Origin of the sequence: Streptomyces sp. NPDC048291 (assembly GCF_043201715.1) — a bacterium.
Taxonomy (GTDB): Bacteria; Actinomycetota; Actinomycetes; order Streptomycetales; family Streptomycetaceae; genus Streptomyces.
In genome coordinates this window covers 514,477-539,164 of sequence record NZ_JBICZC010000004.1, presented here as the reverse complement: position 1 = coordinate 539,164, position 24,688 = coordinate 514,477, and the positions used below count along the sequence as shown (strand labels likewise).

Genomic DNA, 24,688 nt, shown 5'->3' with positions numbered 1-24,688 from the left:
GGCTGAGCGGGGTGGGGCGGAGCAGTGCGGTGCGGTGCGGTGTGGTGTGGCGGTTTGTGGTGGTGACCAGGACAACGTGGTGGATGCCGTCAGGATTCCGCCCGCCCGTGCGCGTGTCCGTGCCCGCGGCCGGGTCAGGCCGGCTGTGGGGTCGGTGGCAGCAGTGCCCGTAGCGGGCCGGTGTCGGGGCGGTCGGCCAGCGCGGCGGCCACCGCGGCGTGGAGTGCGGCCTCCGTGCCCGCCTCACCGTCGAGGTCGGACGCGGAACCGGGTAGCCGCACCGCCGCCGGACGCGACCAGGAGAACTCCCAGTGCAGCAGCGACCGCGCGCTGAACTCGGCCAGCACCATGCTCCGGAGCGAGTCGCGCAGCACCGGCCGTGCGGAGTCCCGGAACGCCGGGTCTTCCGCTGTCGCCACCTGCTCGGACAGCGGCAGCCGCCGCGCCAGCTGCCACAGCTCGCCGTCGTCGATCAGCCGGAGCAGTGCGGGCAGCGTCGGCCGGTCCTCGGTGTGGGAGGCGAGCGCCCGGTGCAGCGGGGTGTCGAGCGCGGCCAGCCCCGCGGCCATCGACGAGCTCAGCAGCTGCTCCCACTCCCCGGCCCGCCCGAACCGCCCCACCTCGTCGGTCAGCACCGCGTCCTCCAGCGCGGCCAGGGTCCGGGCCGGGTCGGCGAGCAGCGCGAGGGCCGGGCCGTCGTCCTGCTCGCCGCGGCCGTCGGCGGGGAGCTCCTCGATCCGCCGTACCCGGTCGGCGACCGGCGGATGCGAGTCGTACGCCGATCCGGGCTCCGTCGGCAACTCCTGCCGCAGTCTTGCCAGTTCCGTCTCGCGCGCGGTCAGCATCCGGCCGAAGCCGCCGAAGAACTGCCCGCGCGGCGGGAGCTGCCGGGCCGGCAGGCCGAGCGTCGCGTACGCGTCGAGGTAGAAGTCGTGGGCGGCGGACAGGACCGGGATCTCACGGAGCGCCGACGCCGTCGCGTCCCGGCCTGCGATCCGCGCGGCGGCCAGGTCGGCGGCGTACTCCTGCGCGCGGGCCGTCGACAGCGTGGCCCGCATGTAGAGCTTCGCGTACGCCGTGTAGAGCGCCGCCATCAGCCGGTAGGTGAGGCCGGCGCCGGCGGTGTCGATCTTCTTGGCCTGTCTGCCCTTCGCGGTGCGCCTGGCGGCGGCCTTCTCCTGCCGGGCGCGCTCGGCGGCCTCCTTGCTGTCGGCCCGCGCGTGGAGGTGCCCGACGGTCCGCACGATCTGCGCCCGGCCGCGCACGACGAGCGCCGACAGCCGGGTGTCACCGCCGGTGAAGTGGCCGTACTCATGGGCGAGTACCGCCGTCAGCCGGGCCTCGGTCAGCCCGGTCAGCAGGGGCACGCCCAGGTAGAGGCGGCGCGGTCCCGGGCGCAGGCCGAGCAGCCGGGGCTCCTCGGCGACCGCCGCGTTGACGTCACCGGTGAGCACGAGGGCGTCCGGTGCGCGGGTGCCCGTGGCCGCCGCGAGCTCCCGCACCAGTGCCCACAGCCGGGGCTCGTCGGCGTCCGTGACCGGGAGGCCGGGCGGGTCCTCGCCCTTGGGGGTGCGCAGCATGAACATGCCCCTGACGACCGGGATCGCCAGCAGCAGGGAAACGATCACGATCTTCCCGGCGAAGGCGTCCGGCACCCACGTCACCGCCGCCACGTCGACGACGGCCACCACCGCCAGCAGCACGAGGCTCAGCAGGTAGAAACCGCAGAGCAGAACAAGGGCGCGCAGCGCCCGCAGAGTTGCGCCCATCGGGCAGATCCCCCCACAGGACCCCGGGGAACGGGGCCAACGGAAAACGAACGGGACTCAGGAACCCCGTAAGGGGCGCCGGGGTACCCCGGCCGAAGGCTGGGGGAGGCACCGCGCGCCGAGCCCCCACCGGCCCGCAGCCGGAACGCGGCGCGGCCCCCTTCTCTTGTCGGCCCCCCTCAGATGTGCAGCGTCGCCGGGCTGCCGCCGTTCGCCTCGTAGCCCGCCACCGCCAGCGCGCGGAAGAGGGCGAACTCGGCGGCCGGGTTCGCGGACAGCGTCCAGGGCAGGGCCCCGACATGCCCGTCGACGCGTATCAGCTCGCCCATGGCCTCCGCCCAGCGCTCCGAGCGGACCAGGAAGAAGACCAGCAGGTGACGGACGTGCGCGAGCATCGGGTCGTCCTGACGGGCCGAGTGCACCGCGTGCAGGGCGCCGTGCACGGCCTTGGTGACGACCTCGCTCTGGTAGAAGCTCGCCACCAGGTTCACCTCGGGCAGGTGCTCGAAGACCGCGAACAGCGGCATCGCGGCCAGCAGCGAGCCCTGCGGGGCGCGGGCGGCGGCGGCCTCGGCGAAGGAGTACGCCAGCTCGCGCGAGCCGTGCCACTTCTCGCACCAGTAGTGCAGCGCCGCGAGGTGCGCCCCCATGTGCGTGGGTGCGCGGTCCAGGATCTTCAGCCACAGCTGCTCGAACTCCGGCTGCGGGTAGTTCAGCCCGCGCGCCACCGACAGCTCGACGATGTACGGCACCGGGTCGCCGGGGGAGAGCAGTGCCGCCTGCCCGCAGGCGTCCCTGGCCTCCTCCATGATGATCCGGAAGTCGTCGGTGCCGGGCGTCGACGTCCGCCATGCCTGCTGGACCAGGAACTCCGCGTGGACGGCCGCGCCGCCCGCGTCCTTGGGCTGCTCGGCCCGCCAGACCCGCAGCCACTGCCCGCCCGGCGTCTCGCTGACCCCGCCCGGCCGCTCCTTCAGCTCCAGCGCCGCCGCGCCGGCGAAGGCCTGCACGCGCTGCCAGCGCAGCTCGCCCGTGATCTCCGTGCCCGCGAGCAGCTGCGAGGCCGCCCGGTAGTCCTGGGTGCGCTGCACGACGTCGAGGACGTCCAGCAGGTCCTGGTCGGGCCCCGGCATGCGGATGTCCAGGTCCTCCTCGCGCACGAAGCCGTAGTCCGCCGGGTCGGCGGCGTCCGGGTGGCTCGGGTGGACCTGCTCGATCATGCCGCGCCGCCGCCGCAGGATGGGGAGCAGCACGAAGCTCAGCAGGAGCAGCGCCATCAGGGCCCAGAGAATTGCCATGCGTCAAGCGAACCAGACGGCGCCGACAATTGGCCAACCGGTGCCCCGGCCTGTGGACAAACGGTGGTCCGGCCTGTGGACAACGCGCCGGGGCCGTCGGAGCACTAGGCTCGTCCACCATGAGCGACAGGCACCACATCAGTCAGCACTTCGAGACGCTCGCCATCCACGCGGGCAACACGGCGGACCCCCTCACCGGTGCGGTCGTACCGCCGATCTACCAGGTCTCGACCTACAAGCAGGACGGCGTCGGCGGCCTGCGCGGCGGCTACGAGTACAGCCGTAGCGCCAACCCGACCAGGACCGCCCTGGAGGAGAACCTCGCGGCCCTGGAAGGCGGGCGGCGCGGCCTCGCGTTCGCGTCCGGACTGGCGGCCGAGGACGCCCTGCTGCGCACGCTGCTCAGCCCCGGCGACCACGTGGTCATCCCGAACGACGCCTACGGCGGCACGTTCCGGCTGTTCGCGAAGGTCGTCTCCCGGTGGGGCGTGGAGTGGTCCGTCGCCGACACCAGCGACCCGTCCGCCGTGCGGGCCGCGATCACCCCGAAGACCAAGGCGGTCTGGGTGGAGACCCCCTCCAACCCGCTGCTCGGCATCACCGACATCGCCGCCGTCGCCCAGGTCGCCCACGACGCGGGCGCCCGGCTGGTCGTCGACAACACCTTCGCCACCCCCTACCTCCAGCAGCCGCTCGCGCTCGGCGCGGACGTCGTCGTGCACTCGCTGACGAAGTACATGGGCGGTCACTCGGACGTGGTCGGCGGCGCGCTGATCGTGTCGGACCAGACGCTCGGCGAGGAGCTCGCCTACCACCAGAACGCGATGGGCGCGGTCGCCGGGCCGTTCGACTCGTGGCTGGTGCTGCGCGGCACCAAGACGCTCGCGGTGCGCATGGACCGGCACAGCGAGAACGCCACGAAGATCGCCGACATGCTGAGCCGGCACGCGCGCGTGACGCGGGTCCTGTACCCGGGCCTGCCCGAGCACCCGGGGCACGAGACCGCCGCCAAGCAGATGAAGGCGTTCGGCGGCATGGTGTCCTTCCAGGTCACGGGCGGCGAGGAGGCGGCCGTCGAGGTCTGCAACCGCGCCAAGGTGTTCACGCTCGGCGAGTCCCTGGGCGGCGTCGAGTCCCTGATCGAGCACCCGGGGCGGATGACGCACGCCTCGGCGGCCGGCTCCGCCCTGGAGGTGCCCGCCGACCTGGTGCGCCTGTCCGTGGGCATCGAGAACGTCGACGACCTGCTGGAAGACCTCCAGCAGGCGCTCGGCTGATCGTTTCACCAGCCGACGAGCGGTCTGAACCAACCGACGAGCGGTTTCACCAGCCGACGATGGGCGGAGTCGTCGTGGACGGCGGCTCCACCCACGGATGCACCGTCGCCGCCCACACCGCGAACACCACGGTCGCCGCGCACAGCAGCAGCCACAGCAGGCGGCGGGCCCGGCGCCTGCGCCGCAGCATCCGGCCGCCCCGGCGCACCACCTCGCCGTAGAGGTCGGGCGGTACCGGGGGCGGTGTCCGTTCCATGACCCGCCGGGCCGCGGCCTCCCGTTCGACACGGTTCACGACGGCGCCACCTTCGCCTCCAGCACCGCCGGCGTCGGCTTCCGCGGCGGATGCAGCAGGGTGGCCGTCGCCCGGTCGCAGAGGGCGTGCACGCGCTCCGCGGGCAGGCCGAGCAGCGCCGCAGTCTGCTCTTCGGCGACCCCCTCGTACAGCCGCAGCACCAGGATCAGGCGCTCCCGGGGCGTGAGCCCGGCGAGGGCGCTGCCGGGGTGCGGGCGGGTGCGGCTGAGCGGGCCGCCGTACTGGTGCCAGGCGGTGTTCGCGAAGCGCAGGGCGAGGTACTGACGGGCCCGGTCGTAGGGGTCCTCGCCGCGCAGCCGGTCCCAGCACGCGTACGTGTGCGCGAGCGCGCGGGTCAGCAGGCGCCGCGCGCGGGGGTTGGCGTCCGGCGCCTCGGCGGTCAGCAGGGTGGCGGCATGCAGCAGCCGACCCGCCGCGCCCGCGACGAACGCCTCGAACTCCCGGGCCCGGCGGGCGTCCTGCAGCGCCTGCCGATCGCGCACCGTCCCTCCCCGGTTGTGGGGGCCCGGACACGGGTATGCCGGGGCCCGGTCTCATATGAGGCCAGGGTCGGGCCCACGGTCAAGAGCCGCGCGGCACGCGCGCGTGACGGATGCGCGCGGCACGCACGCGTGGCGGGCTCGGCGGATGCCCGGGGAAGCCCCGCCGCGACCGGATCGGGTGGACGGTCAGGAGGGACGGTCAGGAGGCCGGCGGTCCGGTCAGGAGGCCGTCAGCCAGTCAGCACGCCTGCGGTCGGTCAGGACACCGAGATCGGTCAGGAGGCCGCGGGTCGGTCAGGTCGCCGGCGGGGTGTCCGTGCCCGGCGGCACCGCCATGCGCGCGGACAGCGCGCTGTTGAAGCGGGTGAGCAGCGCGCAGAACGCCTCGCGCTCCGCCGGCTCCCAGTCCTGCGTCAGCTCCGCCATCAACTGGCGCCGCGACGAACGCACTTCCTCCAGCCGCGACAGCCCGCGCGGGGACAGCTGGAGCACCACGGCCCGGCCGTCCTCGGGGTGCGAGGTGCGCTTGACGAGCCCGGTGTCGACCAGCGGGGCCACCTGCCGGGTGACCGTGGACGAGTCGATGCCCATGCTCGCGGCGAGCGCCTTGACCCCCATGGGGCCTTCCTTGTCGAGGCGGTTGAGCAGCAGATACGCGGCGCGGTCCATGGAGTTGCGCACCTGCCCGACACCGCCGAGCCGGGTCTGTTCGGCACGTCGGGCGAACACCGCCACCTCGTGCTGCAGAGTGTCGAGAAGGCCGGGGTCACCGACGGTCGTCATGTCCATCGACATTTCAGGTGTTGTGGGCATGGCCGGGGGCTCGCTTCATGAAAAGGAGTGCTGATGTGGGGGACAGAGTACGCGGACAGGGGGCGAGCCGTACCGGCGCTGCGCAAACCGGTCTCGGAGCTTGGTCACACCCGCGCCTCCGGCCTGTGAACTGCGAGACTTGAGTCATGAGCTACAGCACGGCTGACTCCTTGCGCCCCGTCACTCTCGACGATGTACGGGGCGCCCAGAAGATGCTCACGGGCGTGGCGCGGGCGACCGCGATGGAGGGCAGCAGGCACCTGTCCCAGCTGGTCGGCTCGCCGGTGCACCTCAAGTGCGAGAACCTCCAGCGGACCGGTTCGTTCAAGCTGCGCGGCGCCTACGTGCGGATCGCCGGGCTGCTGCCCGAGGAGCGCGCCGCCGGGGTCGTCGCCGCGAGCGCCGGGAACCACGCGCAGGGCGTGGCGCTGGCCTCGTCGCTGCTCGGCGTGCACTCGACGGTGTTCATGCCCGACGGCGCCCCGCTGCCCAAGATCAGTGCCACCCGGGAGTACGGCGCGGAGGTGCGGCTGCACGGCCAGGTGGTCGACGAGACGCTGGCCGCCGCCCAGGAGTACGCGGCCGAGACCGGCGCGGTGTTCATCCACCCCTTCGACCACCCGGACATCATCGCCGGTCAGGGCACGGTGGGACTGGAGATCCTGGACCAGTGCCCGGAGGTCGGCACGATCGTCGTCGGGATCGGCGGCGGCGGGCTCGCGGCCGGGATCGCGGTCGCGGTGAAGGCGGTCAGGCCGGACGTGCGGATCGTCGGCGTCCAGGCGGCGGGCGCGGCGGCGTATCCGCCCTCGCTGGCGGCCGGGCACCCGGTCACGGTGGCGAACCCGGCGACGATGGCCGACGGCATCAGGGTGGGACGGCCCGGTGACGTGCCGTTCGCGCTCGTCGAGGAGCTGGTCGACGAGGTCCGCACGGTCAGCGAGGACCAGCTGTCGGCCGCGCTGCTGCTCTGCCTGGAGCGGGCCAAGATGGTCGTGGAACCGGCCGGCGCGAGCCCGGTCGCGGCGCTGCTCGCCGAGCCCGGGACCTTCGCCGGACCGGTCGTCGCCGTGCTGTCCGGCGGCAACGTCGACCCGGTGCTGCTGCAGCGGGTGCTGCGGCACGGCATGGCCGCGCAGGGCCGCTACCTGGCCGTACGACTGCGGCTGACCGACCGGCCGGGTGCGCTCGCCACCCTGCTCGGGGTGCTGTCGGGGGTCGACGCGAACGTCCTCGACGTGAGCCACGTCCGCACCGATCCCCGCCTCGGGCTGGCGGAGGCGGAGGTCGAACTCCACCTGGAGACCAAGGGCCCGGCCCACTGCACGGAGGTCGGCCGGTCCCTGCGCGAGGCCGGTTACACGGTCATCGACTGAGCGCGGCGGCCGTTCCCCGGCGGAGAACGTCCAGGCCAGTACCTGTTCATTCACTCGTTCGAGGAAATCTGTCGACGGACGCGATACATCGCGTTATGGTGTGTCGCGTGGCCCCCGCTGCCCCTGCCCGCTTCGTGCCCGGCGGAAAACCATAGGCGGACCGAGGCCCGCATATCTAGCCTTTTGCGCACCATCCCCGACGACGTGGAGATCCATATGCCAGGCGCCATCTATGCCGAAGGTCTGGTCAAGACCTTCGGCGACGTAAGGGCTTTGGACGGCGTCGACCTCGACGTCCCCGAAGGCACGGTCCTCGGACTGCTCGGGCCGAACGGCGCGGGCAAGACCACGGCCGTCCGCTGCCTGACGACCCTGCTCCGTCCCGACAGCGGCAGGGCCGTCGTCGCGGGTGTGGACGTGCTCGCACAGCCGGACGCGGTACGCCGCTCCATCGGCCTGTCCGGACAGTTCGCTGCGGTCGACGAATACCTCACCGGCCGCGAGAACCTTCAGATGGTCGGCCAGCTTTACCAGATGCGGGCCAAGCAGGCCAAGGCCCGCGCGGTCGAGCTGCTGGAGCAGTTCCACCTCACCGAAGCCGCCGACCGCCCCACCAAGACCTACTCCGGCGGCATGCGCCGCCGCCTCGACCTCGCCGCGGCCCTCGTCGTCTCCCCGCCGGTGATGTTCATGGACGAGCCGACCACCGGCCTCGACCCCCGCAACCGCCAGCAGCTGTGGGAGGTCATCAAGCAGCTGGTCTCCGGCGGCACCACCCTGCTGCTCACCACCCAGTACCTGGAGGAGGCCGACCACCTCGCCCACGACATCGCGGTCGTCGACCACGGCAAGGTCATCGCCCAGGGCACCTCCGACGAGCTCAAGGCCCGCACCGGCGGCGAGCGCGTCGAGGTCGTGGTGCACGAGCGCGACCACATAGGGACCGCCGCGGAGGTGCTGACGGGGTTCGGCAAGGGCGACACCACCGTCGAGGACCACACCCGCAAGCTCACCGTGCCCGTCACCGGCGGCGCCAAGCTGCTCGCCGAGGTCATCCGCGAGCTTGACTCCCGGGGCATCGAGATCGACGACATCGCCCTGCGCCGCCCCACCCTCGACGACGTCTTCCTGTCCCTGACCGGACACGTGGCCGAGGAGAAGCCCGAGGGCACCGGCGAGCAGGCCGGCAAGCAGGCGAACAAGAAGAACACCCGCAAGGAGGCCGTGAAGTGAGCGCCGTGAACGACTCCATGGTCGTGGCCCGCAGAAACCTGATCCGCATGGGCCGGATCCCCGAGATGCTCATCTTCGGGCTGATCCAGCCCATCATGTTCGTGGTGCTGTTCACCTACGTGTTCGGCGGTTCGATCACGGTTGGTTCGTCCACCTCGACCCAGGCCTACCGTGAGTTCCTGATGGCGGGCATCTTCGCGCAGACCGTCACGTTCGCCACGGCGGGGGCCGGTGCGGGTATCGCGGACGACATGCACAAGGGCCTCATCGACCGGTTCCGGTCGCTTCCGATGGCGCGCGGCGCGGTCCTGACTGGGCGTACCCTCGCCGACCTGGTGCAGACGGCGCTGACCCTGGTGGTGCTGGCGGTCGTCGCGCTGATCGTCGGCTGGCGTACGCACGAGAACATCGGCAAGGTGCTCGCCGGTTTCGGTCTGCTCCTGCTGCTGGGGTACGCGTTCTCGTGGATCGGTGCGCTGATCGGCCTGTCGGTGCGCACTCCGGAGGCGGCGACGTCGGGCGGTCTGATCTGGCTGTTCCCGCTGACGTTCATCTCGAACGCGTTCGTGGACGCGAACCACTTGCCGGCCTTCCTGCGCCACATCGCGGAGTGGAACCCGTTCAGTGCCACCGTGCAGGCCTGCCGTGAGCTGTTCGGGAACCTCCCGCCGGGCTTCAACGCCTCCGACGCCTGGCCCATGCAGCACCCGGTCTGGGCCTCGCTGATCTGGTCGGTCGTGATCATCCTGGCGTTCCGGACGCTCGCGGTCCGCAAGTACCGCCGGGCAGCCGGCTGACGGCCGCGGCACCACCGGTCAGGGCAGTGTCCAGAACCGGACCGTGACGAGGTAGAAGACGACGGCCCAGAACGCCATCGCCGCCGCGACGATGCCCAGGCCCCGGAGGTCGCTCCGGGCCCGGGGCTCGTCCGGCGGCGGCCGCAGCCAGCGGCCGAGCAGCGGGTTCACGTAGTAGGGCATGGTCAGGAAGCTCATGAGGAAACTCGACAGCAGGTTGCCCACGAGCAGGCCGATCCACAGCCGCAGGTGCAGCGGGGACAGGGCCAGCGACAGCAGCACGACGGTCGGGTACAGGCCGACCCAGATGGCGAGGGAGGTCCTGGTCTCGGAGGGCGGCGGCGAAGTGTCCCGGCCGTTGCCCTCGAAGGCGAACCAGCTGCCGAACGAGTTGTCGATCGTGCGCAGTTCGTAGTCGCTGAACTTCTCGCCCCCGGCCAGGACCTCCTGGCGCTCGGGCGACGTCAGCCAGGCGTCGAGGTGCTCGGCGCTGTCGTAGCGGTACAGGGTGGTCCATTCCTCCTGGAGCCCCTCGACCGGACGGAAGAGCTCGGTCCCGCGAAACCCCTCGAACCTGCTCTCCGCCTGGACCATCTGCCGCTGCCAGTCGAGGAAGTCGTCGACCTGGTCCGGGCGCACGCGGTGCGTCACCACCACGGTGACCAGCGGATCCGGTGACCGGGTGCCGCTGCTGACCACCTGCTGGGTCGCCGGGCCGTCGAAGTACCCGGCACCGGTGTCGAGATACCGCTGCCGGGTCCCGCTGTTGATCCACGCCTGCAGGTGGGCCACCGAGTCGAACCGGTACACGATGACCCAGTCGGGTTGCAGCGGTGTCGGCGGGGAGATCTCGGCGCCGAGGAAGCCGGGGTAGCGGGAGGCCGCGGTGTTGAGGTTCTCCTGCCACGACTCGAACTCCCGCTCCCTGCCGGGCAGCACCTTCTGGCCGATGATCGCCGTCGCCGCGGAGGCCGCGTTCTCCTCGGTGTGCATGGCTGCCGGCCCGGTGTTCACGGCCGTCGGCCCGTCGGCACCGACTGCTCCGCGGGGAGCCGGCCGTAGACGCGTTCCGGGGTCAGCGGCAGCGCGCGGAAGCGGACGCCCGTGGCGTCGTGCACCGCGTTCGCCAGGGCGGGGGCGACCGGGTTGATGCAGCACTCCGCCATCCCCTTCGCCCGCAGGGGGCCCACCGAGTCCGTCGAGCCGACCAGGAGGACCTCGGTACGGGGGACGTCGGCGTAGCTGGGGATGCGGTAGTTCCGCAGGTTCGGGTTGGTCATGACGCCGTCGCCGTCGACGTGGTGGTTCTCGGTCAGCGCGAACCCGATGCCCTGCGCGACCCCGCCCTCTATCTGGCCGCGGACCTGCGCCGGGTTGATGACCACCCCGGCGTCCGCCGCGTGCACGCTGTACAGGATCCGGATCTCGCCCGTCACACGGTGCACGGCGACCCGGAACCCCTGCGTGTTGGAGGTGACGCCCCGGGGCGAGCCGTACGCCTTGCGGGCGGCGGTGAAACGGATGCCGCGCGCCCGGGCCGACGCGACCAGTTCGGCCAGCGGCACCCGCCGGTCCCCGCAGACGACGCCGTCGTCGTCCAGCGTGCACAGCACGACATGGACGCCCGTGTACGCGGCGGCGTAGGCCAGGATGCGGTCGCGCACGGCGTCGGCCGCCCGCAGGACGGCGTTGCCCGCCACGGAGAGGCCCGCGCTCGCGAAGGCGCCGGTGTCGAACCCCGTGCGGTCGGTGTCGGACTGCACCAGACGGATCCGCGCGGGTGTGGTGCCCAGTTGCCCGGCCGCGATCTGGACGTGGGCCGTGGAGGTGCCCTCCCCGAACTCGACGGTCCCGACCGCCAGTTCGTAGACGAGGTCGTCGCCGAGGGTGACCCAGGCCTCGGAGAGGTGTTCCGTCGGCGGCGCGGTCTCGTGCAGGGAACTCGCCGTGCCGGTTCCGACCAGCCACTCGGGGCCGGGAGGCGGCTGTCCCGCCGTACGGGCCAGGGCCGCGTCCACCAGGTCGATGCACCGCGCCGGTCCGTCCTCGGCGAAGACCACGTCGTCGGGGCCGTCGTGCAGGGCGACCAGGGGATCGCCCGGCCGCACGATGTTGCGCCGGCGCAGCTCCAGCGGGTCCAGGTGCAGGGCCCGGGCCAGCTCGTCCATCGCCGACTCCACGGCGAACGCCGGCTGCGTCATGCCGTAGCCGCGCAGCGCCCCGCTCGGCACGGTGTTCGTGTAGACGGAGTACGCGTCGTACTTCTTGTTCGGGCAGCGGTAGATCATGACGGCGGCGCCGCCCGCGTACAGGGTCTCGCCGCCGTGGTTGCCGTAGGCGCCGGTGTTCGACACGTTGTGCACCTGGACGGCGGTGAGCGTGCCGTCCGCCTTCGCGCCGAGCCGGACCGTCAGGGTCATCGGATGCCGCGGCGAGGCCGTGGTGAACTCCTCCGCGCGGGTGAACTCCAGGCAGGTGGGCCGTCCGGTGTCCAGGGTGGCGAGCGCGACCAGGTCCTCCGTGATCACCTCCTGCTTGCCGCCGAACCCGCCGCCGACCCGCTTGCAGAACACCCGCACCCGGTCCGGGCGGAGCGCGAACAGGTGCTCCAGCTTGACCTTGGCGACCGACGGCGACTGCGAGCTGGTGCGGACGTTCAGCCGGCCGTCCGCCAGCCAGGCGATCGAGCCGTGGGTCTCCAGATGCGCGTGCTGCACCCGCGGCGAGTGGTACGTGCCCTCGTGGATCACGTCGGCCGCGGCGAACCCCGCGTCGACGTCGCCGATGTGCGCGTGCAGTTCCAGCAGGACGTTGTGGACCGGGTCGTGGACGAACGGGTCGTGGGAGCCGTGCAGTTGGGGTGCCCCGTCGGCCATCGCCGCCTCGGGGTCGAACACCGCGGGCAGCTCCTCGTACGCGACCACGAGCCGTCGGCAGCCCTCCTCGGCCGCCCCGACCGTGTCGGCCAGCACCGCGGCGACCCGCTGGCCGGCGAAGCGGACCGTGTCGTCGAGGATGTACGTGTCGTCGGGGTCGACCAGGTGGTCGGTGTGGATCGCCGTGGTGAAGCGTCGGCGCGGCACGTCCTCCCAGGTGTAGACCCGGTGCACGCCGGGCACCGCGAGCGCGGCACGCCTGTCGACCGAGCGGATCCGGGCGTGCGCGTGGGGCGAGTGCAGCACCTTGAGGTGCAGCAGGCCCTCGATGTGCGTGTCCATGGTGAACTCGGCGTGCCCGGTCACCACGTCACGGCCCGCGGGCGCGCCCACGCTCGTCCCGACGGCCCGGCCCGGTGCCGCCGTCTCCACCGCGCGGACGCCCCGTACGGCGTCCTCGATCGCCCGGTATCCGGTGCAGCGGCACAGGTTGCCCTTGAGCGCCCGGGGCAGATCCGCCTTCTGGTCCTCGGTGAGGGCCGCCGCCGTCATGATCATGCCCGCGGTGCAGAAGCCGCACTGGAACCCCGGGGCGTCCTCGAACCGCCGCTGCACGGGATGCGGGGCGCCGGGTCCGCCGAGTCCCTCGATCGTGGTCACCTCACGGCCCTCCGCGCGGAACGCGGGGGTGACGCAGCTGTGCACGGGGACGCCGTCCAGCCACACCGTGCAGGCGCCGCAGTCCCCGGCGTCGCAGCCCTTCTTGACGCCGAAGTGGCCCAGCTCGCGCAGGAAGGTGCGCAGACACTGGCCGGGGGCCGGTTCCCGGTCGAATTCCGCGCCGTTCACGAGGTAGCTCATCACAGGTCCCCAGCCGTGAGTTCGCGGCGGATCTCCTCGGCGAAGTGCCGTGCCAGATGACGGCGGTGGCCGGGGGTCCCGTTGGGGTCGGCGAACCACAGGCCGGCCGGCAGGCCGTCGATGTCCTGCCGCAGGGTCCGGGCGTCGGGCAGCGAGTCGTACGCGAGGCGGACCGGGCGGGTGGTGCCGGCGGTGACGGTGAGCTGCAGGTCGTTGCCGCCCGGCCGCTGCGTGCCGACGAGGAACACCGTCGAGCGGCCGAGCCTGGTCAGCGTGAAACGGCGGTGCGCGGTGCGTCTGCGCAGCGCGTGCCCGGGGACGGTGACGCGCCGCAGGAGCTCCCCGGGGGCGAGGATGTTGCGGTGGTCGCCCGTCACGAAGTCGAGGGCGTCGACGAACCGCACGGACCCGTCGGGCGCCCACAGCTCGTACCGCGCCTGCAACGCCACCGTCAGCGTGATCATCGGACCGGCGGGCAGGGACAGGCAGATGTTGCCGCCGACGGTCGCCGCGTTCCAGACCTTGAACGAGGACAGGAACGCCTCGCAGCTGCTCCGGAAGAGGTGCCCCGCGGTCCAGCCGATCGGCCAGGGGAAGGCGTACAGATCGCGAACGGTGCAGGTGGCGCCGATCTCCAGCCCCGCGTGCGTCGGGACCAGGGGCGTCCAGCCCAGCGCCGTCAGGTCGATCAGCCGGCGCAGCTCCGGCTGCTCCGCGGAGTAGAGCCAGGTCCCGCCCGCCAGCCAGGCATCACCCTGCCGCCACTCCGCGCCCGGCCGCTCGGGCGGTCGCCGGATGACTTCGGTGATGGTGTTGAGGTCCATGAGAACCGTGACCTACGCCTACGGGGGACAGGCGGGCACCCACACACACCCTCGGGTCATTTTACGCCGGGGTACGACAAGGCCCCCGGCGTCACGCGGACGCCGGGGGCGGGTGTCTGTCCGGGTCAGCCCGAGTAGGGCTCGGCCTTCAGGATCTTCACCGAGGCCTTCTTGCCGTTCGGCAGCTCGTACTCCGCGTCCTCGCCCACCTTGTGGCCGATCACACCGGTGCCCAGGGGGGACTGCGGCGAGTAGGTCTCGACGTCGGCGCTGGCGTACTCGCGGGAGGCCAGGAGGAACGTCATGGTGTCGTCCTCGTCGCCGTCGAAGGCGATGGTCACCACCATGCCGGGCGCGACGGCGCCGTCCGCGGACGCCGGGGCCTCGCCGACCTTGGCGTTCTCCAGAAGCTGGGTCAGCTGGCGCACACGGAGCTCCTGCTTGCCCTGCTCCTCCTTGGCCGCGTGGTACCCGCCGTTCTCGCGCAGGTCGCCCTCCTCGCGCGCGGCCGCGATCTTGGCGGCGATGTCCGTGCGCGCAGGACCAGACAGGTACTCCAGCTCGGCCCTGAGCTGGTTGTACGCCTCCTGGGTCAGCCAGGTGACGTTCTCGCTGGTCTGGGTCACAGGTGCTCCTCGTCGGTACTGGGAATACAAAGCATCGCCCTACCCGGAAGCATGTTCCTTCATGGAAGGGCGAAACCACGAGCCTAACAATTCAACGGCGGAAGGGGGAGGACATAAGGCATCAGAATCACGTCAACGCAGGTCAGCGCCTACGTATTCGGACTGATGTCAGTCGGCGTGGCAGCCGAGCAGCTCCGCCGTGGTGCCCCGGGCCGTGGTACGGAGCGTGACCACCCGGTCGATCTCGGTCGCGGACCCGGTGAAGCGGAAGTCCGCCCGGCCCACCTCGGAGCCGTCCGCCGCCTGGGAGCGCAGTGTGCAGTAGCCGGAGGTGCCGGAGTCCTTGTGGACCTCCAGGTGTACTTCGACGGCGTCGGCCGAGGCGGCGAAGGTCACGACCTGCGCGCTGATCTTGTTCTGTACGACATAGTGGTAGGCCCAGTAGCCGACCAGGACGAGCAGCAGGGCACCCAGCACCGCACCGGCGACCCTGAGCTTGCGGTCGGCGCGCTCGTCCGAGGAGCTGCCGTATCGGCCCTCGGGCAGCCGCGTGCTCGCGGTACTCATGATCGTCCTCCGGACCCCGGAATTATTCGCCCCCCGATTCGGTCACTATAGAAGCCGCCGATCGCCCCCGAGCTACCGGGGCGCCGAGTTACCAAGGATTGAGTCTTGACTGACCAGCTGCGACTGATGGCCGTCCACGCCCACCCCGACGACGAGTCGAGCAAGGGCGCGGCCACCATGGCGAAGTACGTGTCCGAGGGGGTGGACGTGCTGGTCGTGACCTGCACGGGCGGGGAGCGCGGCTCCATCCTCAATCCCAAGCTGCAGGGCGACAAGTACATCGAGGAGCACATCCACGAGGTACGCAAGAAGGAGATGGACGAGGCCCGCGAGATCCTCGGCGTCAAGCAGGAGTGGCTCGGCTTCGTCGACTCCGGCCTGCCCGAGGGCGACCCGCTGCCGCCGCTGCCCGAGGGCTGCTTCGCCCTGGAGGACGTCGACAAGGCAGCCGGCGAGCTGGTCCGCAAGATCCGCGCGTTCCGTCCGCAGGCGATCACCACCTACGACGAGAACGGCGGCTACCCGCACCCCGACCACATCATGACCCACAAGATCTCGATGGTCGCCTTCGACGGCGCGGCCGACGCCGAGAAGTACCCCGAGGCCGAGTTCGGGCCGGTCTTCCAGCCGCAGAAGCTCTACTACAACCAGGGCTTCAACCGCCCGCGCACCGAGGCGCTGCACAACGCCATGCTGGAGCGGGGCCTGGAGTCGCCGTACGGGGACTGGCTGAAGCGGTGGAACGAGATCGAGCGCTCCGAGCGCACCCTGACCACGCACATCCCGTGCGCGGACTTCTTCGAGATCCGTGACAAGGCGCTGATCGCGCACGCCACGCAGATCGACCCGGACGGCGGCTGGTTCAAGGTGCCGATGGACCTCCAGCGGGAGGTCTGGCCGACCGAGGAGTACGAGCTGGCGAAGTCCCTCGTCGATACCTCCCTCCCCGAGGACGACCTCTTTGCGGGCATCCGCGACAATGCCTGACATGAGCGCAAGCCTGGCACTGACGCACCTCGTCCCCCTCGCCAAGGAGGTCGACGAGAACAAGGTCACCCCCGGAGTCCTCGGCTTCATCGTTTTCGCGGTGATGGCCCTCGCGGTCTGGGGCCTGATGAAGTCCATGAACAAGCACATGCAGAAGGTCGACTTCAAGGAGCCCGCCCAGCCCGCCGGGGCCGGCGCGGACTCCAAGGCGCCGGCGGCCGATCCCAAGAGCTGACCGGCGCCCGACCGGCGTCACGTCCCGGCCGGCACCGGCACGCCCATCACCTCGCGGGCGTGCCGGCCGGGCACCATGCCCAGACGCCAGGCCTGCCAGCCCGACTCCAGCTGCACCCCGCGTTCCAGGAGCAGCCCGTACGCCGTGACGTACTCGGCCAGCTTCCCGTCCCGCAGCGGGTGCCCGTCCCGGGCGAGCTGGGCCAGCTCCTCCTGGGCGACGGCGGTACCCACCTCCACCCCGCCGGGCGCCGCGTACGGCAGCAGGGTGCAGCGCAGGAAGCGGGCCCAGTCCTCGCCGCGCCGGTCGCCGTACGACGTGAACAGGGCGACCGCCTCCTCGCACAGGGCGAGGGCCTGCTGCGTGCGGGTGTTGCCGGCGTCGACGACGGCCAGCTCCAGGCAGGTCCAGGCCTCACCGTGGACCACACCGATGCGCTGGAAGTCGGCGCGGGCGTCCACGAGGAGCTGACGGGCGAAGCCCGAGTTGCGCAGCGAGCCGGTCTGCGCGGCCCGCTGGTCGCGGGTGACCCGGGCCGAGTGGTGGCGGGCGCAGGCCAGGCCGTAGACGTCCCGCATCCGGGAGAACATCGTCCGCGAGCGCTCCAGCTCACGGACCGCGCGGTCCAGGGTGCCGTTCTCCTCCAGGGCCAGGCCCAGGTAGTACAGCGTCCACGCCTCACCCCGCGCGTCCTCGTTCTCCCGGTGCCGGGCCGCCGCCGCCCGCAGCCCGTCGGCGGCCGGGGACGCGTCGCCGGCCACCAGCCGGGCCCGCGCCAGCTGGGTCAGCGCCCAGGCCTCGCCCCGGGCGTCCCGGGTACGGCGGTAACGGTCAAGCGCCGCCCCGAGCTCCCGCTCCGCCCGCGCCACCTCGCCCATGCGCAGCGCCAGCTGGCCGAGCTGGAAGTGCGCCCACGCCTCGCCGTGCACCGAACCGCCCTCCCGGTGCAGGACCAGCGAGCGGGTGAGCAGGTCGAGGGCCTCGGGCAGCAGCGCCCGGTCGCGCTGCACCGCCGCCAGCGCGTGCATCGTCCACGCCCGGTCGGTCGCCAGCTCCGGGGCCGCCTGCAGCTCCAGGGCCTCCTGCAGCTTGGCCGCCGCCTCGGTCAGGTTGCCCTGGTGGTGCAGGGTGATCCCGAGCGAACACAGTGCGCGGGCCGCACCGGCGTCGTGATGCGCCTCCAGGTAGAGGTCGACGACCGAGGTCAGAGTGGTGCGGGCCTTGTCCAGCTCACCCAGCTGACGGGCCGCGATACCGGTACGCCACTGCACCGAGCGGACCAGGAGACCCTGGTCGACGGCCTGGGCCAGCTCGCTGATCTCACCGAGCCGGTAGAGGTCCCCGCGCAGCAGGCAGTAGTCGCACAGCGCCCCCAGCAGGTTCTGCACCGCCGCCTGGTCGACGCCCTCCGCGTGCCGCAGCGCCGCCGTGATGAAGCTCGACTCGTCGTCCAGCCAGCGCAGCGCCTCGTCGAGCGAGGTGAAGCCGTGCGGGCTGAACCGGTCCGAGCGGGTCGACATGTTGCCGTCGACCAGCCGCAGCACCGAGTCGGCCAGCTCCGCGTAGTTCACGATCAGCCGCTCCTGCGCCGCCGTACGGTCGGCGGGCGTCTCCTCGTCCAGGAGGCGCGCCTGGGCGAACGAGCGGACCAGGTCGTGCAGGCGGTAGCGGCTGCCACGGACGTGGTCGATCAGACCGGCCCGGGTGAGTGCGACCAGATGCCGGGTCGCCTCCGCCTCGTCGGCGCCTAGCAGCGCCGCCGCGGCCGCCGCACCCATCGAGGCCCGGCCCGCCAGCGCCAGCCTTCTCAGCAGCCGCCGCCCGGTCTCCGGCTGGTCGGTGTACCGCAGCCACAGCACCCGCTCCACCGGCCCGACCGGACCGTACGCGCCCAGGTCCGAGGCCAGTTGGAGCGGTGACCGCGAACCCAGCGACGACCCCGCCACCCGCAGCGCCAGCGGCAGCCCGCCGCACAACTCCCGGATCCGGTCCGCGGACTGTGCGTCGTACGGCCCCGACACGTCCTCGGCCGCCGCGCCCAGCAACTCCTCCGCGCCGGCCGCGTCCAGCGCGGTCACCGGCAGCCGGTGCACCCAGGCCGGCAGGTCGGCGGGCAGGTCGAGCTGGTCCAGGGCGGTGACCAGGACCAGGCTGTCGGAACGCTCCGGCACCAGCGTGCGCACCTGCTCCGGATCCGAGGCGTCGTCCAGCACGATCGTCACCGGGAGACCCCTGAGGTGCTGGTGGTACAGCTCGCTCAGCCGCTTGACCTGCTGGTCGGCGGAGGAACGCTCACGGAACAGCAGCTGCTCGCGCGGCGCGCCCAGCCGGTTGAGCAGATGCAGCAGGGCGTCCCGGGTCGACAGCGGCGGCTCCTCCCGGCTGGCGCCGCGCAGGTCCACGACGACCGCACCCCGGAAGAGGTCCCGCAGCTCGTGGGTGGCCCGGACCGCGAGGGCGGTACGGCCGGAGCCGGGCTCCCCGTGCAGGACCACCACGGTCGGCCGGGTCTCGGTGGCCGCCCGGGCCGCCTGCGCCCACTGCCGGATCCGCGCCAGCTCCTGCTGCCGGCCGGCGAACGGGCGGTCCGCGTCGGGAAGCTGACCGAACGACTGCTCAAGCACCGAACGCCTGCGGGCCGCCGCGCTCTTGTCCGCGCCGCGCAGCCCCGGGCCCTGCTTCTTCGGTCCCGTGGAGGCGCTGAGCACCCGCTGCTGGTCGAGGAACGGCCGGATGCCCCGCACCTCCAGCGCGGTCAGCCACTGCAGCCGCAGCTGCTCGGGACCGCCGGGCTGACCGGCCGCGCCGGCGTGGTGATGAGCGGCGGGCAGATGGGAGCCGGCGACCTTGACGACCGTGGCCGCCGCCCCGATCACCCCGACGGCCACGCCCGCGCCGAGCGCCGTGGCCGCCCCGGTGCCCAGGGAGAGGTCGGCGACGGTGGCGGCGACCGCCGCTACGGCCGCGACCAGCAGGGGAGTTCCGGAGCCCTCCTTCGCGTAGCGCCGGCCGAAGCTCGGCCGGTCCGCCTCCGTCTCGTCGAGGGCGTGGGTGTACGCCGTGTACTCCTCGGCGGCCGTGCGCTCCATCTCCGCCAGGCCGCCGCGGGCCCGCACCAGCAGCACCTGCCCGTCGATACGGCCGCCCGAACGGCGGACCTCCTCCTCCACGGCCCGCACCAGCAGCCGATCGGCTTCCGCCCGGTGGGCGTCCCGCATGTTCCGTCCCCCTCCAGCTGCAACTCCTTTGTCCACAAGTGTCCTTGCGAAGGGGCGCGATGGCGAGAGGGTGACGATCAGGGGGTGGGTGAGGGTTCGGTGGTGGTCGCGTTCGGTGGTGGTCGCGGCTACCGGGCGGCCGGACCGGGGTGGGCGGGTATCCGGCCCCAGCCCTTGGACAGGGCCAGGTACACGCAGGCCGCCGCCAGCCCCGCCTCCGCCACCGCGCTCGCCAGCGCCTCCACCAGCGCCGTGCCCAACGGCGACGTCGTTATGTCGAACCACGCGTCCAGCACGGCCACCGACGCCGTCGCCGAGGCCGTGAGCCGGGCCCGGACGTCGCCCCGCAATCCCAGCACCGCGGTCGCCGCGCACCCCGCCGCCATCAGGACGTCCAGCCCGATCCAGGCCAGCGACCAGTTGTGCACCTCGGTCTTGGTGGGCAGCGTCAGCGCCAGCACCACCATCCACGGGACGAGCAGCACGGAGGACGATCCGAGAAGGATCAGTGCCCACCGCTTCAGCCGCCTCATCCGCTTCGTCCTCCGGGTCTGCCGGGTCTGCACCACCGCCAACCGGTCCAACATCTGATCCCCCTCGCCTTGTTCCGGATCGGCGGCTGTGGAACCTGTGAATCCGTGCGGCTCCTCCGCCATTGCCTTCACGCTAGACCGCAGAGAAAATTCTGCAAAGAAAATTCGGCAGACATCGGGGAAGCGTCAGGGAGGCTCAGGGATGTCTCAGGGTTCGCGGGGTTCTCGGCGACAGGGCTTCCGGCGACGGGGATACGGTGGCCGCATGACCGACGGCACGCCCCGCACGGCCGGACCACCCGGGCCCGCCGCACCCGTACCCGCACCCGCGCCCGCCGAGCTGACCAGCCTCGAACGCACCGCCCTCTACAAGTCCCTCGGCAACCCCCTGCGCCGCCGGATCCTCGACTACCTCGGCCGGCACGGCGAGGCCAACTCCACCGTGCTCGCCCGCGAACTCGGCGAGAGCTCCGGCACCACCAGCTACCACCTGCGCAAACTCGCCGAACAGAAGCTCATCGAGGAGATCCCGGAGAAGTCCGGCGGCCGGGAACGCTGGTGGCGGAGCCTGCCCTTCAGCCACACCACACCCGACCCGGCGACGATGGCCCCGGAGGAGTACGCGGCGGCCGAGCAGCTCGCCCTGCTGAAGATCGAGCTGGACACCCGCCTCTTCCACCGCGCCCACCGGGAGTACCGGGGGCCGGGCGGCTGGGCCCAGGTCCGGCGCGCCGGCACCTGGATGACCAAGGACGACCTGCACGCCTTCGTCCGCGACTACCAGGAACTCCTCGACCGGTACGGCCACCCCGGCGACACCGCTCCCGACGGGGCACGCCGGGTCAACCTGCGCTTCTACGCGGCTCCCGACCCCGTGGGAGAGTGGGAGGGTGAACCGACTGGCCCATGAGACGTCCCCGTACCTCCTCCAGCACGCCGACAACCCTGTCGACTGGTGGCCCTGGTCGGCCGAAGCCTTCGAGGCCGCGCGGACCGCGAACAAACCCGTCCTGCTGAGCGTCGGGTACAGCTCCTGCCACTGGTGCCACGTCATGGCCCACGAGTCCTTCGAGGACGGGGCGACCGCCGAGTACCTGAACGAGCACTTCGTCAGTGTCAAGGTCGACCGGGAGGAGCGGCCGGACGTCGATGCCGTGTACATGGAGGCTGTGCAGGCCGCCACCGGGCAGGGCGGCTGGCCCATGACCGTGTTTCTCACGCCGGATGCCGAACCCTTCTACTTCGGCACCTACTTCCCGCCCGCGCCCCGGCACGGCATGCCCTCCTTCCGGCAGGTGCTGGAGGGGGTCAGGGCCGCGTGGGCGGACCGGCGGGAGGAGGTCGCCGAGGTGGCCGGGAAGATCGTGCGGGATCTCGCGCAGCGGGAGCTCGGGCACCAGGGTGGCCGGCCGCCCGGTGAGGAGGAGCTCGCGCAGGCGCTGCTCGGGCTCACCCGCGAGTACGACCCGCAGCGCGGCGGATTCGGCGGCGCCCCAAAGTTCCCGCCGTCCATGGTGATCGAGTTCCTGCTGCGGCACCACGCCCGCACCGGTTCCGAGGGCGCGCTGCAGATGGCCGTGGACACCTGTGAGCGGATGGCCCGGGGCGGCCTCTACGACCAGCTCGGCGGCGGCTTCGCCCGTTACTCCGTCGACCGCGACTGGGTCGTGCCGCACTTCGAGAAGATGCTGTACGACAACGCCCTGCTCTGCCGGGTGTACGCCCACCTGTGGCGGGCCACCGGGTCGGAACTGGCCCGCCGGGTCGCGCTGGAGACCGCCGACTTCATGGTCCGCGAACTGCGCACCGCCGAGGGCGGGTTCGCCTCGGCGCTCGACGCCGACAGCGACGACGGGAGCGGACGCCACGTCGAGGGCGCCTACTACGTCTGGACGCCCGCCCGGCTCCGCGAGGTCCTCGGCGAGGACGACGCGGACCTGGCCGCCCGGTACTTCGGCGTCACCGCGGAGGGCACCTTCGAGGAGGGGCAGTCCGTGCTGCAACTCCCGCAACAGGAGGGCGTGTTCGACGCCGAGCGGATCGAGTCCGTCAGGCGGCGGCTGCTGGCCGCACGGGCCGAGCGCCCGGCCCCGGGCAGGGACGACAAGGTGGTCGCCGCCTGGAACGGCCTCGCCGTCGCCGCGCTCGCCGAGACCGGCGCCTACTTCGACCGCCCCGACCTGGTCGAGGCCGCCGTCGGCGCCGCCGATCTCCTCGTACGGCTCCACCTCGACGACCGCGCGCGACTCGCCCGCACCAGCCGGGACGGCAGGGCCGGCGCCAACGCGGGCGTGCTGGAGGACTACGGCGACGTCGCCGAGGGCTTCCTCGCGCTCGCCTCGGTGACCGGCGAGGGCGTCTGGCTGGAGTTCGCCGGACTCCTCCTCGACCATGTCCTGGCCCGCTTCACCGACCAGGAGAGCCCGGAGAGCGGGGCCCTGTACGACACCGCCGCCGACGCCGAGCAGCTGATCCGCCGGCCGCAGGACCCGACCGACAACGCCACGCCCTCCGGCTGGACGGCGGCGGCCGGTGCCCTGCTCGGCTACGCGGCGCACACCGGTGCCGAACCTCATCGGACCGCGGCGGAAAGGGCGTTGGGGATCGTCGGGACGCTCGGACCGCGCGTGCCGCGCTTCGTCGGGTGGGGGCTCGCCGTCGCCGAGGCGCTGCTGGACGGTCCGCGCGAGGTCGCGGTCGTCGGACCGGACGCGGCGGATCCCCGCATGGCCGATCTGCACCGCACGGCACTGCTGGGCACGGCGCCCGGCGCGGTGGTGGCCGTGGGGACGGTGGAGAGCGACGAGTTCCCGCTGCTCGCGGGGCGGCCGTTGGTGGGTGGGGAGGCGGCGGCGTACGTGTGCCGCAACTTCACGTGTGATGCCCCGACCGTCGACCCCGAGCGGCTGAAGGTGGCGCTCGGGGGCTGAGGTGCGCCGATGCCTGTGGGCGCGTTGTCGGGTGCGGGTGCGGGTGCGGGTGCGGGTGCGTGGGGGCTGGTCGCGCAGTTCCCCGCGCCCCATACAGGGCGCCACAGCGCACTTTCCGGTCGTTGCGCCGAAACATGCCATTTATCAGGCGAGTTCACGTTCTTCACATCATCCTCATAAGATCCAGCCATCGCTGTGACGGGTGTGACCCGCCGTCACGGTTGGGGCGGGATGGGTGTGAAGACTTTGTAAGTGAAGTTTGTGCTTTGTGTGATCGCTGTTCACCCATGAGCCCCTAGCATCGCTGGAGCAGTGCCCGGTTCTGTCGTATTTCGGGCCGTGGCAGTCGCGTTATGTGGGGGGAGAGCACAATTTTGTCCGAGTTCTTCGACCAGGTCTGGTCGTGGATCGTCGAGGCTGTGGGGGAGACTTCGTGGCGAGAGCTGATGCCGCTGGGGCTGGCCGGACTGTTCGTCTGGGCACTCTGGCTGTACCGGGCGGTGCTCTCGCGGTTCGCCAAGCCGGTCGTCAACAACTTCCGTACCAGCGTCTCCGTGGTGGTCCCGGCCTACCGGGAGGATCCGGAGATCCTGCTGGAGTGCCTGGAGACCTGGCTAGCCCAGGATCCGGCCGAGATCATCATCGTTCCTGACGTCGAGGACCACGAGGTACTGCACCGGCTGTCGCTGGTGGAGGACCCCCGGGTCCGGGTGCTCGCCTTCGAGCACAGGGGGAAACGTTCCGCCCTGGGGGTCGGCATACGGGCCGCCACGAGCGAGCTGCTCGTCCTGGTGGACTCCGACACCCGCTGGGAGCCGGGGCTGCTGGACGCCGTGCAGATGCCGTTCGCCGACCCCACGGTCGGCGGCGTGGGCACCCAGCAGAACGTCTACCAGCGCACCACCAGCGTCTGGCGCCGGGTCGCCGACTGGCTGGTCAACCTCCGTTACTACGACTACGTTCCGGCCATGGGCCGGGCCGGTGCCGTGGCGTGCCTGTCCGGCCGTACCGCCGCCTACCGCCGCGAGGCGGTCCTGCCGGTGCTGGAGAACCTGGAGAACGAGTTCTTCCTCGGCCGCCGCTGTGTGGCGGGCGACGACGGCCGGCTGACCTGGCTGGTGCTGGCCTCTGGCTACAAGACCGTGCACCAGTCCTCCGCGCGGGCGGTCTCCATGTTCCCGTCGTCCTTCCGGGCCTTCGTGAAGCAGCGTGTCCGGTGGAGTCGCAACTCCTACCGGTGCTACCTCACCGCGCTCTACAAGGGCTGGCTGTGGCGGGTCCCGCTGGTCACCAAGATCACCGTGCTGCAGATCCTGCTGACCCCGGTGACCATGGGCATGGCCCTCGGCTATCTGCTGCTGAGCCGGCTGGACTTCAGCCCGCGCGGTGTCGTCCTCACGCTGATCTGGCTGCTCCTTGGCCGGGCCGTCCGCGGCTACTCGCACCTGCGCAGGCACCCGCAGGAGATCTTCCTGCTGCCGCTGACGGCCGTCGTGGTCATCATGATCTCGCTGCCGATCAAGCTGTACGCATTCGTCACCATGAACAAGCAGGGCTGGCTCACCCGCAGCAGCACCAGCATCGGGGGCGAGGGCCAGAGCGCCGCCACGCTCTCCGGAACCGCCGGCGGCCAGAGCCACTCCGCCCTCCAGCCCGAGGTGATCTGACGC

Annotated in this window: 21 protein-coding genes; 9 read left to right on the top strand and 12 right to left on the bottom strand. The window is 72.0% G+C overall.

Annotated features, from left to right (window positions below; translation table 11 throughout):
• Window positions 1-134 precede the first annotated feature (134 nt).
• A complete protein-coding gene (locus tag ACGF5O_RS13280) occupies window positions 135-1,769 on the bottom strand; it encodes a M48 family metalloprotease (RefSeq protein WP_393809984.1) in 1,635 nt (544 codons plus the stop codon).
• A 179-nt stretch (window positions 1,770-1,948) separates the two neighbouring features.
• Complete coding sequence (locus ACGF5O_RS13275; RefSeq protein ID WP_393809983.1) at window positions 1,949-3,067, bottom strand: hypothetical protein; 1,119 nt, start codon at window positions 3,065-3,067, stop codon at window positions 1,949-1,951.
• 119 nt (window positions 3,068-3,186) lie between these two features.
• On the opposite strand from ACGF5O_RS13275, the gene ACGF5O_RS13270 reads away from it, so the two are divergent.
• Window positions 3,187-4,344 (top strand): cystathionine gamma-synthase, encoded by a 1,158-nt coding sequence (locus ACGF5O_RS13270; RefSeq protein ID WP_362595138.1) that lies wholly within the window; start codon window positions 3,187-3,189, stop codon window positions 4,342-4,344.
• Between the two features lie 46 nt (window positions 4,345-4,390).
• On the opposite strand, the gene ACGF5O_RS13265 is transcribed toward ACGF5O_RS13270, so the two are convergent.
• The 3 genes from ACGF5O_RS13265 to ACGF5O_RS13255 all read right to left on the bottom strand — a co-directional run bounded on the left by ACGF5O_RS13265 (window position 4,391) and on the right by ACGF5O_RS13255 (window position 5,937).
• Window positions 4,391-4,639 (bottom strand): hypothetical protein, encoded by a 249-nt coding sequence (locus ACGF5O_RS13265; protein ID WP_393809982.1) that lies wholly within the window; start codon window positions 4,637-4,639, stop codon window positions 4,391-4,393.
• Window positions 4,636-5,142, bottom strand: coding sequence for a sigma factor-like helix-turn-helix DNA-binding protein (locus ACGF5O_RS13260; RefSeq protein ID WP_393809981.1), 507 nt, complete (start codon window positions 5,140-5,142; stop codon window positions 4,636-4,638). The genes ACGF5O_RS13265 and ACGF5O_RS13260 overlap by 4 nt, the downstream gene beginning before the upstream one ends.
• Window positions 5,143-5,436: 294 nt before the next feature.
• Window positions 5,437-5,937, bottom strand: coding sequence for a MarR family winged helix-turn-helix transcriptional regulator (locus ACGF5O_RS13255; protein WP_393809980.1), 501 nt, complete (start codon window positions 5,935-5,937; stop codon window positions 5,437-5,439).
• 164 nt (window positions 5,938-6,101) lie between these two features.
• Here ACGF5O_RS13255 and ilvA point away from each other — a divergent pair, with 164 nt between their 5' ends.
• The 3 genes from ilvA to ACGF5O_RS13240 all read left to right on the top strand — a co-directional run bounded on the left by ilvA (window position 6,102) and on the right by ACGF5O_RS13240 (window position 9,361).
• Window positions 6,102-7,331, top strand: a complete 1,230-nt coding sequence (ilvA, locus tag ACGF5O_RS13250; protein ID WP_393809979.1) for a threonine ammonia-lyase — start codon at window positions 6,102-6,104, stop codon at window positions 7,329-7,331.
• Between the two features lie 216 nt (window positions 7,332-7,547).
• Entirely contained in the window at window positions 7,548-8,564 is a 1,017-nt protein-coding gene (locus ACGF5O_RS13245) for an ATP-binding cassette domain-containing protein (RefSeq protein WP_393809978.1), read from the top strand.
• 17 nt (window positions 8,565-8,581) lie between these two features.
• On the top strand, window positions 8,582-9,361 hold the full coding sequence (locus tag ACGF5O_RS13240; protein ID WP_393810137.1) for an ABC transporter permease: 780 nt from the start codon (window positions 8,582-8,584) through the stop codon (window positions 9,359-9,361).
• Window positions 9,362-9,379: 18 nt separating this feature from the next.
• Here ACGF5O_RS13240 and ACGF5O_RS13235 read toward each other — a convergent pair whose 3' ends face one another.
• From ACGF5O_RS13235 to ACGF5O_RS13215, 5 genes are all read right to left on the bottom strand, one after another.
• The gene (locus tag ACGF5O_RS13235; RefSeq protein ID WP_393809977.1) at window positions 9,380-10,375 is read right to left on the bottom strand and encodes an antibiotic biosynthesis monooxygenase; all 996 of its coding nucleotides are present in this window, start codon (window positions 10,373-10,375) and stop codon (window positions 9,380-9,382) included.
• Window positions 10,372-13,098, bottom strand: a complete 2,727-nt coding sequence (locus tag ACGF5O_RS13230; RefSeq protein WP_393809976.1) for a molybdopterin-dependent oxidoreductase — start codon at window positions 13,096-13,098, stop codon at window positions 10,372-10,374. The genes ACGF5O_RS13235 and ACGF5O_RS13230 overlap by 4 nt, the downstream gene beginning before the upstream one ends.
• Entirely contained in the window at window positions 13,098-13,922 is an 825-nt protein-coding gene (locus ACGF5O_RS13225) for an FAD binding domain-containing protein (protein WP_393809975.1), read from the bottom strand. The genes ACGF5O_RS13230 and ACGF5O_RS13225 overlap by 1 nt, the downstream gene beginning before the upstream one ends.
• 125 nt (window positions 13,923-14,047) lie before the next feature.
• On the bottom strand, window positions 14,048-14,548 hold the full coding sequence (gene greA, locus ACGF5O_RS13220) for a transcription elongation factor GreA (protein ID WP_362312720.1): 501 nt from the start codon (window positions 14,546-14,548) through the stop codon (window positions 14,048-14,050).
• A gap of 168 nt (window positions 14,549-14,716) precedes the next feature.
• Window positions 14,717-15,115: a DUF4307 domain-containing protein gene (locus ACGF5O_RS13215; protein ID WP_393809974.1), complete on the bottom strand. Its 399-nt coding sequence runs from the start codon at window positions 15,113-15,115 to the stop codon at window positions 14,717-14,719.
• A 105-nt stretch (window positions 15,116-15,220) separates the two neighbouring features.
• Here ACGF5O_RS13215 and mca point away from each other — a divergent pair, with 105 nt between their 5' ends.
• Both mca and ACGF5O_RS13205 read left to right on the top strand, forming a co-directional pair.
• Entirely contained in the window at window positions 15,221-16,102 is an 882-nt protein-coding gene (mca, locus tag ACGF5O_RS13210; RefSeq protein ID WP_393809973.1) for a mycothiol conjugate amidase Mca, read from the top strand.
• Window positions 16,095-16,337 carry a hypothetical protein gene (locus ACGF5O_RS13205; protein WP_362595153.1) on the top strand — a complete coding sequence of 81 codons (243 nt, stop codon included), beginning with the start codon at window positions 16,095-16,097 and terminating at the stop codon, window positions 16,335-16,337. Before mca ends, ACGF5O_RS13205 begins: the two co-directional genes overlap by 8 nt.
• A 17-nt stretch (window positions 16,338-16,354) precedes the next feature.
• Here ACGF5O_RS13205 and ACGF5O_RS13200 read toward each other — a convergent pair whose 3' ends face one another.
• The gene (locus tag ACGF5O_RS13200; RefSeq protein ID WP_393809972.1) at window positions 16,355-19,555 is read right to left on the bottom strand and encodes a tetratricopeptide repeat protein; all 3,201 of its coding nucleotides are present in this window, start codon (window positions 19,553-19,555) and stop codon (window positions 16,355-16,357) included.
• A gap of 128 nt (window positions 19,556-19,683) precedes the next feature.
• Window positions 19,684-20,142, bottom strand: coding sequence for a hypothetical protein (locus ACGF5O_RS13195; RefSeq protein ID WP_393809971.1), 459 nt, complete (start codon window positions 20,140-20,142; stop codon window positions 19,684-19,686).
• A 211-nt stretch (window positions 20,143-20,353) separates the two neighbouring features.
• Between ACGF5O_RS13195 and ACGF5O_RS13190 the strand changes: the two genes are divergently transcribed.
• The 3 genes from ACGF5O_RS13190 to ACGF5O_RS13180 all read left to right on the top strand — a co-directional run bounded on the left by ACGF5O_RS13190 (window position 20,354) and on the right by ACGF5O_RS13180 (window position 24,685).
• Window positions 20,354-20,998, top strand: a complete 645-nt coding sequence (locus ACGF5O_RS13190; RefSeq protein WP_393809970.1) for an ArsR/SmtB family transcription factor — start codon at window positions 20,354-20,356, stop codon at window positions 20,996-20,998.
• Window positions 20,979-23,018: a thioredoxin domain-containing protein gene (locus ACGF5O_RS13185; RefSeq protein WP_393809969.1), complete on the top strand. Its 2,040-nt coding sequence runs from the start codon at window positions 20,979-20,981 to the stop codon at window positions 23,016-23,018. The genes ACGF5O_RS13190 and ACGF5O_RS13185 overlap by 20 nt, the downstream gene beginning before the upstream one ends.
• Before the next feature lie 374 nt (window positions 23,019-23,392).
• A complete protein-coding gene (locus ACGF5O_RS13180) occupies window positions 23,393-24,685 on the top strand; it encodes a glycosyltransferase family 2 protein (RefSeq protein ID WP_393809968.1) in 1,293 nt (430 codons plus the stop codon).
• Window positions 24,686-24,688: the final 3 nt, after the last annotated feature.

Bases quoted from the DNA above. Each gene is read 5' to 3' on its own strand.
- ACGF5O_RS13195 (WP_393809971.1), bottom strand. From the start codon at position 20,142: ATGTTGGACCGGTTGGCGGTGGTGCAGACCCGGCAGACCCGGAGGACG.
- ACGF5O_RS13255 (WP_393809980.1), bottom strand. From the start codon at position 5,937: ATGTCGATGGACATGACGACCGTCGGTGACCCCGGCCTTCTCGACACT.
- ACGF5O_RS13205 (WP_362595153.1), top strand. From the start codon at position 16,095: ATGCCTGACATGAGCGCAAGCCTGGCACTGACGCACCTCGTCCCCCTC.
- ACGF5O_RS13215 (WP_393809974.1), bottom strand. From the start codon at position 15,115: ATGAGTACCGCGAGCACGCGGCTGCCCGAGGGCCGATACGGCAGCTCC.
- ilvA (WP_393809979.1), top strand. From the start codon at position 6,102: ATGAGCTACAGCACGGCTGACTCCTTGCGCCCCGTCACTCTCGACGAT.
- ACGF5O_RS13240 (WP_393810137.1), top strand. From the start codon at position 8,582: ATGGTCGTGGCCCGCAGAAACCTGATCCGCATGGGCCGGATCCCCGAG.
- ACGF5O_RS13190 (WP_393809970.1), top strand. From the start codon at position 20,354: ATGACCGACGGCACGCCCCGCACGGCCGGACCACCCGGGCCCGCCGCA.
- ACGF5O_RS13225 (WP_393809975.1), bottom strand. From the start codon at position 13,922: ATGGACCTCAACACCATCACCGAAGTCATCCGGCGACCGCCCGAGCGG.
- ACGF5O_RS13275 (WP_393809983.1), bottom strand. From the start codon at position 3,067: ATGGCAATTCTCTGGGCCCTGATGGCGCTGCTCCTGCTGAGCTTCGTG.
- ACGF5O_RS13270 (WP_362595138.1), top strand. From the start codon at position 3,187: ATGAGCGACAGGCACCACATCAGTCAGCACTTCGAGACGCTCGCCATC.
- ACGF5O_RS13230 (WP_393809976.1), bottom strand. From the start codon at position 13,098: ATGAGCTACCTCGTGAACGGCGCGGAATTCGACCGGGAACCGGCCCCC.
- ACGF5O_RS13245 (WP_393809978.1), top strand. From the start codon at position 7,548: ATGCCAGGCGCCATCTATGCCGAAGGTCTGGTCAAGACCTTCGGCGAC.
- ACGF5O_RS13200 (WP_393809972.1), bottom strand. From the start codon at position 19,555: ATGCGGGACGCCCACCGGGCGGAAGCCGATCGGCTGCTGGTGCGGGCC.
- ACGF5O_RS13280 (WP_393809984.1), bottom strand. From the start codon at position 1,769: ATGGGCGCAACTCTGCGGGCGCTGCGCGCCCTTGTTCTGCTCTGCGGT.